Raw genomic sequence first — 16,632 nt, forward strand, 5'->3', positions numbered from 1 at the left:
CAACAATGGAAAAGATACCCCTGCTCGAACTGGATAAAGTGGAAATCTGCCGCGAGGAGAACGTCGTTCTTCACGAAGCCTCCTTGACGCTCCACAGCGGTGAATTTGTGTATGTAATCGGAAAAGTCGGCTCCGGCAAGAGCAGTCTGTTGAAATCCTTGTATTGCGAAATACCCATCAAGCAAGGAGATGCCAGGTTCTTAGATTATGACCTCTGTAAGATGAAACGGAAAGACATTCCCTACCTGCGCAGGGACATGGGCATTGTCTTTCAGGATTTCCAGCTTCTGACCGATCGCTCGGTATACAAAAATCTCGAATTCGTCCTGAAGGCTACCGGATGGAAAAAGAAAAGCGAGATAAACGAACGTATCGATGATGTGCTGTTCCAGGTCGGAATGCAGGATAAAGGTTATAAGATGCCGCACGAACTTTCGGGCGGCGAACAGCAGCGTATCGTCATTGCCCGCGCCCTGTTGAACGACCCTGTATTGATCCTTGCTGACGAACCGACCGGAAACCTCGACCCGGAAACAAGCGGACAAATCGTACAACTGCTGCACGACATTTGCCACAAAGGAACGGCCGTCATCATGACGACTCACAACTACACACTGGTACATAATTATCCCGCGCGTATAGTAAAATGCGAGAATGCCTGCCTAAGTGATGTTGGAGAATAATTTTTTATGTAACTTTGCACACGCATTTAAAGCGAAAAAGAACAAATTAATATAGTAAAAGAAAATGAAAGTTTTAAAGTTTGGCGGTACTTCTGTGGGATCTGCACAGAGAATGAAAGATGTAGCAAAACTGATTACGGGAGAACGTAACATTGTAGTCTTGTCTGCCATGTCCGGTACGACCAACTCATTGGTCGAAATCTCGGATTACTTGTACAAGAAAAACCCTGACGGAGCAAACGAGGTCATCAATAAACTGGCTCAGAAATATTACGGCCATATTGAAGAGCTCTACAGCACCGACGAATATAAGCAGAAAGCCAAAGAACTGATAAAACATCATTTCGACCATATCCGCACGTTTACGAAAGACCTTTTCACACTGTTCGAAGAAAAGGTTGTCCTGGCTCAGGGCGAACTGATCTCCACCGGCATGATGAACCTCTACCTGAACGAATGCGGCGTCAACTCCGTTCTGATTCCGGCACTGGATTACATGCGTACGGACAAGAACGCCGAGCCTGATCCCGTGTACATTAAAGAAAAGCTCATTAAGCTGCTGGACGAACATAAGGATGCAGACCTCTTCATCACACAAGGCTATATCTGCCGAAACGCTTACGGAGAGATCGACAACCTGCAACGTGGAGGCAGCGACTACAGCGCCTCTCTGATCGGCGCGGCTATCGGTGCGGAAGAAATTCAGATATGGACAGACATCGACGGTATGCACAACAACGATCCGCGTGTCGTTGAAAAAACATCTCCGGTCCGCCACCTGCATTTCGAAGAAGCGGCCGAACTGGCTTACTTCGGAGCCAAGATATTGCACCCGACCTGCATTCTGCCGGCCAAGCTGAATAACATCCCAGTCCGTTTGTTGAACACGATGCAGCCGGAAGCTCCGGGAACCATGATTTCCAACATGACGGAAAAAGGAAAGATCAAAGCAGTCGCTGCAAAAGACAATATCACGTCGATCAAGATCAAGAGCGGCCGCATGCTGTTGGCAACCGGTTTCCTGCGCAAGGTGTTCGAGATATTCGAAAACTACCAGACTCCTATCGACATGGTGACGACTTCCGAAGTCGGTGTTTCCGTCACGATCGACAATCGCAAACATTTGGATGAGATCGTGGACGACCTGAAAAAATATGGAACGGTTTCGGTAGATGAAAATATGGTTATTGTTTGCGTAGTCGGTGACTTGGAATGGGACAATGTCGGTTTCGAAGCCCGTATCGTCCAGGCGCTGAAGGATGTCCCGGTACGAATGATCTCGTACGGAGGCAGCAACTACAACGTCTCGCTCCTTGTTAAAGCCTCCGACAAAACGAGGGCTCTACAAGCATTAAGCGACCACTTGTTCAATAATAAAGCATAAAAGAGAAAGACGGGGCTGTTTTTGATACATCTCCGTCTTTCTCCATTAAATACAATAGAAAAGGAAGGATCATCTTCACAGACGATCCTTCCCGACCAAAACCTTAACTATGAAAAAATTTACGTGCTACAAATATAGACATAAATTTTTAATCACCAAGATAAATTCAAAAAATGATGCTAAAAGGAACATTTCCTGTAGAAAAGTTCAAATCACTGGCCACTCCATTCTATTTTTACGATATAAAGCTGTTGAAGGAAACGCTCGATACGGTAAAAACAGAAGCTGGGAAATATGGTTATCATGTCCACTACGCAATCAAGGCAAACGCCAATCCCCGTATTCTGTCTGTTATCGCAGAATATGGCCTGGGTGCCGACTGTGTGAGCGGTGGAGAAATACAAGCGGCACTCGATGCAGGTTTCCCCGCTGATAAAATCGTTTACGCCGGTGTCGGCAAAGCAGACTGGGAGATCAACCTGGGGCTGGACAACGATATTTTCTGCTTCAACGTAGAGTCGGCTGCCGAACTGGAAATCCTGGACGAACTGGCAGCTGCCAAAAACAAAGTAGCCTCGATTGCCCTCCGTATCAACCCCGAAGTAGACGCCCATACACATGCCAAGATTACGACCGGCATGAAGGAAAACAAATTCGGTATCAACCTGAGCCAGCTCGGACAGGTGTTAGACCTGGTCAGCCGACTGAAGCATATCAGACTGATCGGTATCCATTGCCATATCGGTTCGCAGATCACAGACATGGCGGCCTTCCGTGCCTTAGCAATCCGTGTCAATGAAATCCAGGAAGAATTGGAAGCGCGTGGAATAAAGGTTGAAAACCTGAACTTCGGCGGAGGCCTCGGCATCGACTATTATCACCCGAATCATTTGCCAATCCCGGCATTCGACAACTATTTTGCCGTATTCAACAAACTGTTGCAGCTTCGTCCGGGACAGCAGGTTCATTTCGAACCCGGCCGTTCCATCGTCGCACAATGCGGTTCGCTGATCTCTAAAGTGTTGTATGTAAAAGTCGGCGAGACGAAGAAATTCTGTATTTTAGATGCCGGCTTTACCGAATTGATCCGCCCGGCCATGTACGACGCCTACCACCGCATGGAAAATATCACCAGCGATGAAGAAGTGGAGGTGTATGATGTTGTCGGTCCGATCTGCGAATCGTCCGACGTGTTCGGCAAAGATGTCGAACTGAACCGCGCCCACCGTGGCGACCTGATCGCTCTCCGCTCCGCAGGTGCTTACGGCGAAGTGATGGCCTCGCAATATAATTGCCGGAAACTGCCGGTGGCTTATTATTCGGATACGTTATAAACCGTATTTCAATATCATAAGATGGTCCCTGCAAAAACCTGTGTGGAAAAGGTTTTTGCAGGGACCATTCTTTTATCCGGTTGCTTTTAAGAACGGGCCTCCATGGTTAGAGGGATGGATTTGTTATAAATATCCAAAAATCATCCGTACATTTGCAGTGTCAAAGACAATATAATATCGATGAGCGAAAATTTACTTACATTCTCCATCCTTGAATTATTCGGGATCGGAATTACAGGCGTGTTGTTTATCATACAAATGCTTTACTATTTGGTTACATATGCACGCCCATTACGTGCCGCCAAAACAGCCGAAAACACAGAACGGGCTACAGCCGATAAAGAAGCCAAACCAGTCTCCGTCATCGTCTATGCCCACGGCGAACCGGAAGATTTACGCAACAACCTGCCGGTATTGCTGAACCAGGACTATCCGGATTATGAGATCATTGTCGTCAACGACGGTTCCGATGCCGACAGCGAAGACGTTCTGAAACTTTTCTCAAATGAATACAAGAACCTCTATTACACCTACGTGCCTGTAGACACTCAATACCTGAGTCATAAAAAACTTGCGCTCACGATGGGAATCAAAGCAGCCCGGCATGACATCCTTCTTTTCACCGAAGCAGACAGCCGCCCGCTCGGTCCGAAATGGATCAAATCGATGGTCGATTCCTACAACCTCGAAACAGATATTATCTTAGGCTTTTGCGCTTACCGCCATACCCAAGGATTTCTGCAAAAGCTCATTGCTTACGACAACCTGACAAACGGACTGCAAATGATATCTTCCGCCCTCTCCCATCATCCTTTCACGGGAACCGGCCGGAACCTCTCCTATCGCAAAAGACTGTTCTTTGCCCACAAAGGCTACTCCAAATCTCTCAACCTTCATGCCGGAGCAGACGATCTGTTTATCAACGAAGTATCGAATTCCACCAATACACAGGTGCAACTCTCGCCCGACTCCATCATTGAGATGAACAAAATAGAGGACTTCGGAATCTGGAGAGAGATGAAAGCCTCCCGTGCTGCCACCAAACGTTTCTACACAGGATGTTCCTTGGCTTTCTACCGGATGGAGATCATCAGCAGCCTGCTCTTCGGGATTGCGGCAACCGCTACTTTCATTGCCGGGCTTTCAGGCAATTGGTTGCTCTTGATATCGGCAGGATTACTTTTGCTCCTTCGTTTCACTATCAAAGCGTTCGTTTATAAAAAATCAGCACTGCTCCTGCAACAAAAACCGTTGACCGCCTGGCTTCCTCTGCTGGAAATCGCCCAACCGGCCTACGACATATATGTCCGCATTTACAGGATGTTCAACGGGAAAAAAGATTTCACCAACAATGTGGCATAAAACCATGTACCAATCAGGACAATATGCCCATGTTGCCGATTTGCCGCATGATTATTCAAACCGAATGCTTTTTGCCGGGTGGATTTTGGTTATCAGGTAGGAAGGCCCGAGCATCATTAACATAGCAGCGGCCAATGTACCGATGTTCAGCAAAACAATGGAAAAAACGGTCAGGTCGATAGGAACCGCATCTAAGTAATAGACAGACGGATCGAGCTTTACGACACGGAAACAAGATTGGACAAGACAAAGCACGATCCCGATCACATTGCCCCAGATCATCCCCTTGCCTATCAGGAAAAAGGATATATAAAGGAATATCTTGCGGATGCTGGTGTTATTTTCACCCAAAGCTTTCAAAATACCGATCATATTCGTCCGTTCCAGAATAATAATCAACAGTCCCGAAATCATAGTGAAGCCGGCAACGGCAAGGATCAGCACCAAGATCACCACCACGTTGATATCCTGTACTTCCAACCAGTCGAATATCATCGGGTTCAGTTCTTTGATGGAACGGGTATAATAGGTGTTGCCGTGCCGGTCCTGCTTCTCGGCAATATCGAAATACAAATCTTCGGCGATCCGGTCCAGGTGATCATAATCATCCACTTGCAATTCCAAACCGCTCACCTCGTCAGACGCCCAACCGTTCAGACGGCGTATCTGGCGGATATCAGCTATCACAAACAACTTGTCATAATCCACAAAGCCAGTCTCATAAATACCTGTTATACGAAATTTACGGGCACGCACATCGTCTTGGACAAAATAAGTCAAAAAGGAATCGCCCACCTTCAGCCCCAACAAGTTTGCCAGATAGCGGGAGATCAATACATCCGTTGACGCTTTATCGGCAGGAAGGGAAAACAGTTCACCTTCTTTCAGATTATTACGAAAGAAAGTCCAGTCGTAGTTCTCGTCCACTCCTTTCAGGACAATTCCTTGAAAATCGGTATCTGTTTTCAGAATTCCCGGCTTCGTGGCAAACCCTTCCACATGCGTAATGCCGGGAAAGGCTTTCAGATGCTCCAGGAGCGTGTCGCTTACCGCGATCGGAGTCGACTCGTAAGATGCATTATTGTCGAAGTTCGTGATCTGGATATGAGAACCGAAACCGATCACTTTGTTCCGTATCTCCTTCTTAAAACCAATGACTATAGCTACCGAAAGGATCATGACAGCCAGTCCCAAAGCTATTCCGATCATAGCAATACGAACAACGGGAGGAGTAGCCTGCCGGTCCCCCTCTTTACTGAAATAGATGCGTTTTGCTATAAAATACTCTAAGCTCAAAGCAATTGACAATTGGCAATTGGCAATTGGCAATTTTGGATTGACAGGTTTTAATTGTCAATAGTTCATTGTCGATTGCCAATTCATTTATACTGTTTTTCCCGGATACGCCTCCAGTGCCTTCTGAAGCACCACGAGTGCTTTCGCCAAGTCTTCTTTTTTCAAGACATAGGCCATACGGACTTCGTTCTTTCCCAACCCCGGAGTCGTATAGAAACCGGAAGCCGGAGCCATCATGACCGTCTGCCCTTCATATTCGAAATCGCTCAGGCACCAGGCACAGAACTTGTCGGCATCATCCACCGGCAACTTGGCTACCGTATAGAAAGCGCCCATCGGAATCGGGGAATATACGCCCGGAATACGATTCAGGCCATCGATCAAACATTTACGCCGTTCGACATATTCATCATACGTCTCACGGGTATATTCTTCAGGAGCCTCCAAGGATGCCTCGGCTGCGATCTGGCCGATCAGGGGAGGGCTCAAACGAGCCTGGCAAAACTTCATAACGGCATTGCGGACTTCGGCATTCTTCGTAATCAAGGCTCCGATACGGATACCGCATTCCGAATAGCGTTTGGAAACCGAGTCGATCAACACCACATTCTGCTCGATTCCTTCCAAGTGACAAGCCGAGATATAAGGTGAACCTGTGTAGATGAACTCACGATACACTTCATCCGAAAAAAGATACAGATCATATTTCTTCACAATATCCCGTATCTGGTTCATTTCGCGGCGGGAATATAAATATCCGGTCGGATTATTGGGATTACAGATCAAGATTGCTTTGGTACGCTCGTTGATCAATTCTTCGAACTTCTCCACTTTAGGAAGGGAAAAACCTTCTTCGATCGTTGTCGTAACCGTACGGATCACAGCCCCTGCCGAAATAGCGAAGGCCATATAGTTGGCATAAGCCGGTTCAGGCACGATAATTTCATCACCCGGATTCAAGCAACTCAGGAAAGCAAACAATACGGCTTCCGAACCACCTGTCGTAATGATGATGTCATCAGCCGTCAGATTTATATCATACTTCTTATAGTATCCCACCAATTTTTCACGATAGCTGCGATACCCCTGACTGGGACTGTATTCCAACACCGAACGATCGATCGTCCGGATCGCATCCAATGCCGCTTGCGGGGTAGGCAGGTCAGGCTGACCGATATTCAAGTGATAGACATGAACACCTCTCTGTTTGGCAGCATCAGCCAACGGGGCAAGTTTCCGAATGGGGGAAGCCGGCATATCGACTCCTCGTTGTGAAATATTAGGCATTACTTTTACGGTTTGTTTTTTTAGAATGAGGCAAAGATAGGGATTAATTGACAATTGACAATTGACAATTGACAATTATTTGTCACCAAACAGAGCTTTCCAGTTGTCAATTGTCAATTTTATCAATCGCTTAGATTCCCGGACGCGGCGAATCCTTGCTTGCATGCATCGTCGAGATAAAGGCATGCGGGTCGATTTCCTTCACCTCGTCTTTCAAGCGAGGCAGGTCTTTACGCTCGGTAATGGTAAAAATGATTTCTCTCTCCTTTCCCTCATACATACCGCGACCATGCAGGAAGGTACCGCGCATCCCTAACTTTCCGACAATCAGCTCTTTCAACTCTTGCGTTTTCTGTGATACGATAAACACAGCCCGGCTGGGATTCTCGGTCTGGAACATCTCCACCACCTTCCCGAATACGAAGATGGCAAACCAAGAGTACAAAGGCACCGCCCAGTCTTGGAACACGAGCAATCCCAACATCACCACGGTCGAGTCTATCACGATAATCATATTGCTGACTTTCAAATTAGAATTTTGGGCAATCACGCGGGCCAATACATCCGTACCGGCACTCGTGCTTTGTGCATGGAACACACAAGACACTCCAAGCCCCAAAATTGCGCCACCGTAAAAACAGGCAATGAAACTGTCATTCTCCACCAAAGGCTGGTTTTCAAAAAGAAATGAAAACGTATCCGTAAAAATAGATATCAAGACAAATGTCACAATCGTTTTCGGTCCCGACGATAAGCCGAGTTTTTTCATCGCCAAAAGCAATAAAGGCACATTAAAACAAAGAGCCGTCGCACCCATCGGCAAGCCTTCGGGCATAAACGAGAAAAGTCCCTGCGTTATGTGGTGTAAAACAATCGATATACCATACACGCCTCCCGGCACGATTTTATAGGGTGCAAGAAACAAACTGTAACTAAGTGCCTGTAAAAAAGCCCCGATAACGATCAATGTGTAGTCTGCTACATTTCTTTTCAGTGTGGCATTTGAAACCAGATTAAATGGCTGTTCCATGTTTGCGTTGTTGTTCGATTTTTGTAATGTTCATTATTTGTCAAAAAACAGCGCAAAGATAGGTAAAAAAGAAGAGATTGCACACATAAAGCATACAATCTCTTCCACTATCAAAAAATAACCCGATCCGGATTGAATTATCAGAAATTCAAAGCGTGGTTATTATTATTTGTCACATTCAACAGAACCACATATTTACGATACTGTTCCGGTGTAAGAACCTTCTTCATTAACTTCAGATTTCCATAAACGGCCTGATGCATCTTTTTGTCACGCATTTTTTCACTGGCCCGGAGACTTTCTCCCTGCATATCCAGAAAATACTCGTTGATATCTGCTACCTCATTGGCCTGAGAAGAAGACAACTGCAAATAGCTGCTCAATTTTTCAAAGTTAATAGCAAACGGTTCTTTACTCACATTGTTACGGTTTTCGCGTGCAAAACCCATCGTTGCACATAATAAAACGGCTGCTACAGCCATACCTAAACGTCTCATAATACCTAAACATTAAATTGTTAAACCTAAACCGGGAGCCATTTGCTCCCTTCTTTTTGCCTTTTATCTTTTTGTCACTGCAAATATAACAATGTGTTTTATAACATTGTTCTTGAATATATTCAAATATTGTTAACAATTAGCAATTTGGATAATATTTAACATTTAAGAAGTCTTTTTGAAACACAAATGAAACATTTACTATAAATAAGACACCACATTCTCCACCAAGAAGCCAAATAGACAACATAGCCACTTGCAAACCGGACGACCATCGATTGCAGAGCCAGCCGTAGTTGGGATTCCAATTCAAGCAAAAACTTATAACAATTTGTGTTTCTCATACGATGGTTTCACCCAATGCAGGTAAACGCCAAGCGAAGCCAGGCAGCAACCCGCACCCACTCCATAGGCCACAGCCAATCCGGCATAGGAAGCGATAAAACCGGCCGAAAGCATTCCGATCCCGACTCCCAAATCAAAAGAGGTCAGATAAGTAGAGGTTGCCGTTCCGCGCATATTATGCGGAGCGACATTGACAAAGAGACATTGGAAAGCAGGGACTCCCACACCGTAGCCGATGCCGATCATCAAGGCGCAGGCAAAGAAAACCCAAGACTGATGGACGGTTGCAAACACGGTAAACGTCACCAACAAGCAGACCGAAGAACAGACCGACACCCAATGAATCTTCCCATGATCGACCAACCTGCCGGAAATCAGGCGCGACGTTCCCACTCCTATCGCCATATAAATAAAGAAATAGCCCGGATCGGCCACCTCGATTTCCTTTCCGTACAAAACGACAAAAGAGGTAATCATCCCATAAGGAATCGCAACCAGGATATAAGCAAACGCAGCCGGCAACGCCTTCACCAGGATAAAGCGATCGAGGGAAAAATGCGGACGCGGAACCTTTTCCCGCTTCGGATAGCGGATCAGGCAGACAGAACCGACGCCGATAAAAGCCGCCACCCAGCCTATCGAGACAACCGGATGGAACCCGCCTTTCCCATAGATGGCAACAGCCACCAACGGAGCCAGCGACATCGCCAGGTTGATCGTCAGACCGTAAAACCCCATGCCTTCGCCACGCCGGGAGGAAGGAATCACATCGATCGCAATCGTATTGCCGGCAACCGAAGTCAGCCCCATAAAGCCACCCTGAATGAAACGGACAGCCATAATTGCCAGCATGGTCGTGGCGACCAGATACCCGCCGAACATGAAAGCAAAGACAAAGAAGGCGAAAAGATATAACGGCTTACGCGAAAAGCAATCCACTAAAAAACCCGAAAAAGGCCGCACACAGAGCAAGCCGACCGTATAACTGGACAAAACGATCCCCACATTTGCCGTATCGATTCCTAAAACTTCCACCAGATAGACCGGCATCGTCGGCATCAGCATATAAAAAGAGAAGTTCATCAGGAAATAGGAAATGCAGCATTGCACAAAATTCCGGTTCCACAATATGGGCTTACGACCTTCCATTTATAATACAGATTTTATATAAAGAATAATTATGATGATCATGCAAAATGTCTGTCGCTTGTAGGGGCAGGGCTCTGCTCTGCCCATTGGCTCCCAATAAGGCGGACACGGTTTCCATCGGGCGGAGTAGAACCCCGCCCCTACGAGCCACCATTATCAATTCATATCCGCACAAATCACCTTTTCCTTACGCCAGCTCACTCAACTCCAGCCAGCGCATTGTTTTTTCGTCTATTTCTTCTATTACTTTTGCGATCCGTTCGGATTTGGCAAGCAGCTCGTCGTTGCTCAACGTACCGCTGCTCATGGCCGTTTCCAACTCGGCTTTTTCAGCTTCGAGCTGAGGAATCTCGGCTTCGAGCGCTTCAAACTCTTTGCGTTCCTTGAAAGTCAATTTCTTTTTCTGCTCCTTTTCCGGACGCGGCGCTTTCTCCACGGCGGGAGCTTTTTTTGCCTGCCGTGCCGCTTCAGCCTCTTTTTCCAACTGGTCCTGTACCTCTTTCCACTCGCGATATTGCGTGTAGTTGCCCGGAAAATCCTTTATATCGGCATTTCCACGGAACACCAGCAGATGATCGACCACCTTATCCATAAAATAACGGTCGTGCGACACGACGATCGCACATCCTTTGAAATTACGCAGATACTCCTCCAGCACGTTCAGCGTGACGATATCCAGGTCGTTCGTCGGCTCGTCGAGCACAAGAAAGTTCGGATTACGCATCAAAACCGTGCAAAGATACAAACGGCGTTTCTCTCCCCCGCTCAACTTGTAAACATAGCTATGTTGTTTCTCCGGAGCAAAAAGGAAATAGTTCAGAAACTGCGAAACCCCCATCTTCTTCCCGTCGCCCAAATCGACATATTCTGCGATATCCTGAACCACATCGATCACCTTCATCTGCTCGTCAAACTGGAGGCCGTCCTGGCTGTAATAACCGAACCGGACCGTTTCGCCCACGTCAAAGCGACCGCTGTCAGGCTCCACTTCACCCATCAGCATCTTGATAAAAGTAGATTTTCCCGTTCCGTTATTCCCGACAATTCCCATCTTTTCGTAACGGGCGAATATATAGTTGAAATCTTCCACAATCTTCAGTTCGCCAAAACGTTTCGAGACATGCTCCGCCTCGAAAATCTTCGACCCGATATACGAAGCCTTGACATCCAGGTTGACATTCCCAGCCTCATGCTGAAGTTTGGCCTTCTTCTCCAGCTCATAGAAAGCGTCGATCCGGTATTTAGCCTTTGTCCCGCGTGCCTGCGGCTGACGGCGCATCCAGTCGAGCTCTTTGCGAAGCAGGTTGCTTGCCCGATCCACCTCGGCATTCAACGCATCCATGCGCTCCTGCCTTTTTTCCAGATAATAACTGTAATTTCCCTTATATTGGTAAATCTGCTTCCGGTCTATCTCGATAATCTCGCTACAGACACGATCCAGGAAATAACGGTCGTGCGTCACCATTAAGATACTAATGTTCGCGCGAGAAAGGTATCCCTCCAGCCATTCGGTCATTTCCAGGTCCAAATGGTTGGTTGGTTCGTCGAGGATGATCAGTTCGGGATCGGTGATCAGCACGTTTGCCAAGGCCACCCTTTTCAACTGCCCGCCGGAAAGCGTCTCCACCTTCTGGTCGAAGTTATGGATCTTCAGTTGCCCTAAAATCTGCTTGGCACGTTGTTCATAATCCCAAGCCTTCAGGTTATCCATCCTGAGCAGTATATCTTCGAGGTTGGAATGATCGCCGCTTGCCATCGCCTGTTCATATTCGGCAATCAAGCGCACCGTCTCGTTAGGCGAATAGAAACACGCCTGCAAAACGGTCAAGCCATCCGGATAATGCGGCGTCTGTTCCAGGTAGCCAACCCGCAGATCGTTCCGAAACACAACCGCCCCGCTGTCATAGTCCTCTTTTCCGGCTATGATATTTAGTAAAGTCGTTTTTCCCGTACCGTTCTTGGCTATCAGTCCGACCTTCTGTCCTTGCGCGATTCCGAAAGTGATATCTTCGAACAAAACCAAATCGCCGAAACTTTTAGTCAACTTGTCTATCTGTAAATAGCTTATCATATATTCATCTCCGCTTTAAATGCAGGACAAAGATACGAAAAGAAAAATCATACTGTGGTTTTATTTTTTTAATCTTCCGATGTAGAGTGTTGGATTAGGTTCCTCCAGAGTCGTATCATCTATTTCCGTATGTAAAAAATAGAATTGATTTGCATCTGAATTTAGTGGACGGATTTTGACTTTCTCACCTGTGTAAATATCATCTTTGTATCCGTCTTTCATATTGTAGCTTTTCCCTGTTTTTGTATCATGGCAAAAGTAATAGTATTGATTCTTAGCGTTATAGAAAGCAAAAACATATCGGGAGTTTCTATATATGGTAAAGATATTAATTTCTTTTTCACCATTTGGACTTAGGCCTTTGTTCTTAAAGTCCATGTGTAAATTGGCAACTACATCTTTGTTATTTAATTGAAATAGTGTATCAATTAGAAAACAATTTTTTGAGATATCCGAATAATATAAATAAGTTTTTTCTCCATCATGGGTAATGAAATCCTTATATGGATGAAGCCAAATGCCTTTATGGTCAATGCTACGAATAAAGATTGTATCTATATCTTTTAAATCAGATGTAAGTGTATAAAGATAAGTTTCGTTTTTTCGGATGTCATTTTGTTTCACAGGTGTTTCGCAAAGTAATAATAGCCTATTATTGACAAAGTAAAGATTGTTAATCGGTGCAGATGACACTGATTGGTATTCGGTTAATAAGTTTCCATTAAAATCGTAGCACATCCTTTTTAGACCGTGGGTAATTAGACTGATTTTGTTTTCTTTTGTATCTATTGTTGCATCCCATATTCCCGTAAATTCTCCAGGTCCTTGACCTATTGAACCGATTTGCCGAATGAATTTTCCACTTCTGTCAAACAGCATCATGGCCTTTGTCTCTACAACAAGTATGTAATCATCTGTGCAAACAATACGGAAGGGATTTTTGATAAGGCTTTTGTCTGTAAGTTCGAGTTTTACAGAATCCAAACTGCTTGTGATTTCCGATAATGCCAATGGGGTTTCTGCATCCGTATCTACATATATTGTTAATAACCCACTCTTTTCATTTTTACAACATAACATCAAAATAGATATCATGCAATATAAAATAATCTTGAAAGTCTTAAAAATAGTATTCATATATTATTCTTTTGTTTTTACGATAAAAATAACTATCTTATTATTTGTATTTATTTTGTTTGCTTTTTGTTTTATTTTGGCTGCTTCTTTGATAAAGTAAAAATATCCAGGTTTATTGGATAGTGATATAATATTGAAATACCCTGTATGGTAAAAATCATCATATATAGGACCTTCTTCTGTGTTATTGATGTTGTATTTTTCTCCTGATTTTAAATTTTCAAGATAAAAACATCTTCTGTTATTGATGTATTTATCTGATGAATTTCTTAAAATATAATTTATATATATGTAGTTCCCGGTAATACCCTTAAACGAAAGAACGAAAGGTTTGTAATAATAATATCCTTCTTTAGGCTTTATTCTCCAATTGAAAAATGATGAAATTTTATCTCCTTCAATTTTATATATAGTACTATCCATAGTTGGTGCTATCAATAGTTCATTGTTGTAAGTAAAAAAGTTGGCTTCCGAAACAGCTCCGTATGTAGATTTTGGAGCAGAATTGAGATTGTATGCATTCAAATTGTTGAATGTTTCTTTTCCTGTTATTATATTTATTTTTGAAATCGTATAACCTATGCCAACATTCAATTCTACAAAAGAATGAATCCAAATATGTTTATTATGATAAAATAGGGCATTCGGAATATGTTGAGTTTTATATTCCTTCTTTTTATTCAGAGAATAGTCATAACATTTGATTGTATTATCTCTTGCCGCAATATAAATTTCTTTTGTATCGCTATTCCCCGTTATACCTTGAATATCAGTTTTACAATCTACTTTTTTGACAAATTCTCCTGATGTCGTGAATTGATATATTTCAGTTCTTCCACATGCGAAAATGGATTGATCTGTAAAATGTAAGAATTGTAGCCAGTCAATTTTTCTGTCCAAATAGATTGGACTGACACTTTCCGCGATTTGGGAAAGTTTTAGCAAAGAAGTATTTTTTGTATTTATAGGTATTTCTATAATTTTCTGTGCATTAGATAGGAAACTGATGCAAATTGATAACATTATTATTGCGTATGTGAAGAACAAGTGCCTATTCATGTATTGCTTATCTTATAGTGTTTGTAAATCTTTTTATAATAGATTGATTTGTATTTATGCTAATGTCTGTTCCATATACCAATTTTACGGTATATGTCATGTCTGAAAAATAACGGTTACAATATGCATACTTTTTTTGAATAAAACAAATGTGCCAATTATAAATTTTCTAAAAAACTTGATCAGTATAATTATGTGATGTGATATGTTGAAAACCTGTAAGTTGCCGTTGTATAAAGATCAGGCACAATGAACGGGATTGTTTTGTATAATTCCCGCCAGTGTAATTTGTATTCGACAATGTCGTGTATATTTCCCGCATTGTCATGAATATTTTCGGCATTGCCGTATATATCCTCGAGATGGACAAAAACAGATTACACCAGCACCTATCGGTAGTTGCCTACCGGTCGGTTCAAAACAGACTGGCGGGGGAATTTTAAACAAATCCCTTGACAAATATGTTTCCCGTACAATAAATTCGTACTTTTGCCACTTTGAATTAATTTTAACAGATACACTATGTTGACAACGATGATCATCGTGTTCCTGGTCGGATACTTACTTATCGCCTTGGAACATCCGTTAAAAATCAATAAAGCAGGGACAGCGCTCCTGACCGGAACAATCCTTTGGGTTTTATACACATTGGGGGCTCCTCAATTCATCCCGACCGCTTCCGCCGAGGAGTTTAAGCTTTTCTTGGACTCATTCCCGTTCATAAAGGAACTGCCCTACGCGGACCAGTGCACCCGTTTCATCATCGACCATCAGATACTGGACAGTATCGGAGAGATCGCTGAGACTCTGATATTCCTGATCGGAGCGATGATCACCGTGGAGCTGGTCGATTCTCACGGAGGGTTCATGTTCATAACCAACCGCATCACCACGAACAACAAGCGGAAGTTGTTGTTTGTCATCGCTACGATCACCTTCTTCATGTCCGCCGTCCTGGATAACCTGACGACTTCGATCGTGATGGTCATGCTGATCCGGAAACTGATCGGCAATTATAAGGAACGTTGGATTTTCGGCAGTATCATCGTGATCGCCGCCAATAGCGGAGGAGCTTGGTCACCCATCGGCGACGTGACGACGATCATGCTGTGGGTTAGAGGAAACATCTCGACTTCGGCAACGATCCCCCATCTGTTTTTACCGAGTTTCGTATCGGCATTCGTTCCGGTATTGATCATATCCCGCTATTTGCACGGCAAAGTAACGCCACCCAATGCTTTTGAAGAAAACCGGGACAACCTCTTACTGAAGGTATTGAAAGCGAACGAGAAACTGGCGATCCTCTGCATCGGCGTGTTCTGCCTGCTGTTCGTTCCGGTGTTTAAGACAATCACGCACCTGCCGCCGTTCATGGGGATTTTGATGGGAGTCGGCCTTTTGTGGGTATTCACCGAATTGATGTACCGGCGGACACCGATCAACGAAGACTTGAAACTCCGCCTGTCAAAGGTCGTGAGCCGTATCGACGGAGCCACCCTGATGTTCTTCCTCGGCATCTTGTTGGCTGTAGATGCGTTGCGTTGCAGCGGCGTCCTGGGCAGCTTTTCCATTTGGCTGGACGATACGATCGGCAACGTATATGCCGTCAATCTGATAATCGGGACGCTCTCTGCCGTAGTCGACAACGTTCCGCTCGTCGCCGGAGCCATCGGCATGTATCCCGTTGCCTCGGATGCGCTGATTGCGACGGCAGCCGATCCGGCCTATATGGCCCAATTCGTGCAAGACGGCGTGTTCTGGCAATTCCTGGCCTACTGTGCCGGCGTGGGCGGCAGCATGCTGATCATCGGTTCTGCCGCCGGAGTCGTCGTGATGGGATTGGAAAGGATCAACTTCATCTGGTATCTGAAAAAGATCTCGTTGCTTGCGCTGATCGGCTATTTGTCGGGAGCCGCTGTTTACATCCTGCAAAATATACTATTAGGCATATAGAAAGATTCTTCGTATATTTGTCGACAATATTATAAAGGATAAACA

General features: G+C 44.6%; 13 protein-coding genes. 5 read left to right on the forward strand and 8 right to left on the reverse strand.

The genetic code is table 11. The features are described from left to right. The first annotated feature begins 5 nt into the window (after window positions 1-5). From BQ9893_RS12930 to BQ9893_RS12945, 4 genes are all read left to right on the forward strand, one after another. Window positions 6-683, forward strand: coding sequence for a cell division ATP-binding protein FtsE (locus BQ9893_RS12930; protein ID WP_075966408.1), 678 nt, complete (start codon window positions 6-8; stop codon window positions 681-683). Window positions 684-747: 64 nt separating this feature from the next. Next, window positions 748-2,067 carry an aspartate kinase gene (locus BQ9893_RS12935; protein ID WP_075966409.1) on the forward strand — a complete coding sequence of 440 codons (1,320 nt, stop codon included), beginning with the start codon at window positions 748-750 and terminating at the stop codon, window positions 2,065-2,067. Between the two features lie 176 nt (window positions 2,068-2,243). After that, window positions 2,244-3,401, forward strand: coding sequence for a diaminopimelate decarboxylase (lysA, locus tag BQ9893_RS12940; RefSeq protein ID WP_075966410.1), 1,158 nt, complete (start codon window positions 2,244-2,246; stop codon window positions 3,399-3,401). A 180-nt stretch (window positions 3,402-3,581) separates the two neighbouring features. Continuing rightward, window positions 3,582-4,763, forward strand: coding sequence for a glycosyltransferase (locus BQ9893_RS12945; protein ID WP_075966411.1), 1,182 nt, complete (start codon window positions 3,582-3,584; stop codon window positions 4,761-4,763). Between the two features lie 51 nt (window positions 4,764-4,814). Here BQ9893_RS12945 and BQ9893_RS12950 read toward each other — a convergent pair whose 3' ends face one another. From BQ9893_RS12950 to BQ9893_RS12985, 8 genes are all read right to left on the reverse strand, one after another. Beyond that, a complete protein-coding gene (locus BQ9893_RS12950) occupies window positions 4,815-6,059 on the reverse strand; it encodes an ABC transporter permease (protein ID WP_075966412.1) in 1,245 nt (414 codons plus the stop codon). Between the two features lie 87 nt (window positions 6,060-6,146). Further along, complete coding sequence (locus BQ9893_RS12955; RefSeq protein ID WP_075966413.1) at window positions 6,147-7,346, reverse strand: pyridoxal phosphate-dependent aminotransferase; 1,200 nt, start codon at window positions 7,344-7,346, stop codon at window positions 6,147-6,149. A 130-nt stretch (window positions 7,347-7,476) separates the two neighbouring features. Then, window positions 7,477-8,376, reverse strand: a complete 900-nt coding sequence (locus BQ9893_RS12960) for a YitT family protein (RefSeq protein WP_075966414.1) — start codon at window positions 8,374-8,376, stop codon at window positions 7,477-7,479. 140 nt (window positions 8,377-8,516) lie between these two features. Continuing rightward, window positions 8,517-8,873: a hypothetical protein gene (locus BQ9893_RS12965; protein WP_075966415.1), complete on the reverse strand. Its 357-nt coding sequence runs from the start codon at window positions 8,871-8,873 to the stop codon at window positions 8,517-8,519. Between the two features lie 321 nt (window positions 8,874-9,194). Then, a complete protein-coding gene (locus tag BQ9893_RS12970; protein WP_075966416.1) occupies window positions 9,195-10,367 on the reverse strand; it encodes an MFS transporter in 1,173 nt (390 codons plus the stop codon). A gap of 187 nt (window positions 10,368-10,554) precedes the next feature. Then, the gene (locus BQ9893_RS12975) at window positions 10,555-12,438 is read right to left on the reverse strand and encodes an ABC-F family ATP-binding cassette domain-containing protein (RefSeq protein WP_075966417.1); all 1,884 of its coding nucleotides are present in this window, start codon (window positions 12,436-12,438) and stop codon (window positions 10,555-10,557) included. 60 nt (window positions 12,439-12,498) lie between these two features. After that, window positions 12,499-13,575, reverse strand: coding sequence for a 6-bladed beta-propeller (locus BQ9893_RS12980; protein ID WP_075966418.1), 1,077 nt, complete (start codon window positions 13,573-13,575; stop codon window positions 12,499-12,501). A gap of 3 nt (window positions 13,576-13,578) precedes the next feature. Then, window positions 13,579-14,598 (reverse strand): hypothetical protein, encoded by a 1,020-nt coding sequence (locus BQ9893_RS12985; RefSeq protein ID WP_139322609.1) that lies wholly within the window; start codon window positions 14,596-14,598, stop codon window positions 13,579-13,581. Between the two features lie 558 nt (window positions 14,599-15,156). On the opposite strand from BQ9893_RS12985, the gene nhaD reads away from it, so the two are divergent. Beyond that, window positions 15,157-16,587, forward strand: a complete 1,431-nt coding sequence (gene nhaD, locus BQ9893_RS12990; RefSeq protein ID WP_075966420.1) for a sodium:proton antiporter NhaD — start codon at window positions 15,157-15,159, stop codon at window positions 16,585-16,587. Window positions 16,588-16,632: the final 45 nt, after the last annotated feature.

Source organism: Parabacteroides massiliensis (assembly GCF_900155425.1).
Lineage (GTDB): Bacteria > Bacteroidota > Bacteroidia > Bacteroidales > Tannerellaceae > Parabacteroides > Parabacteroides massiliensis.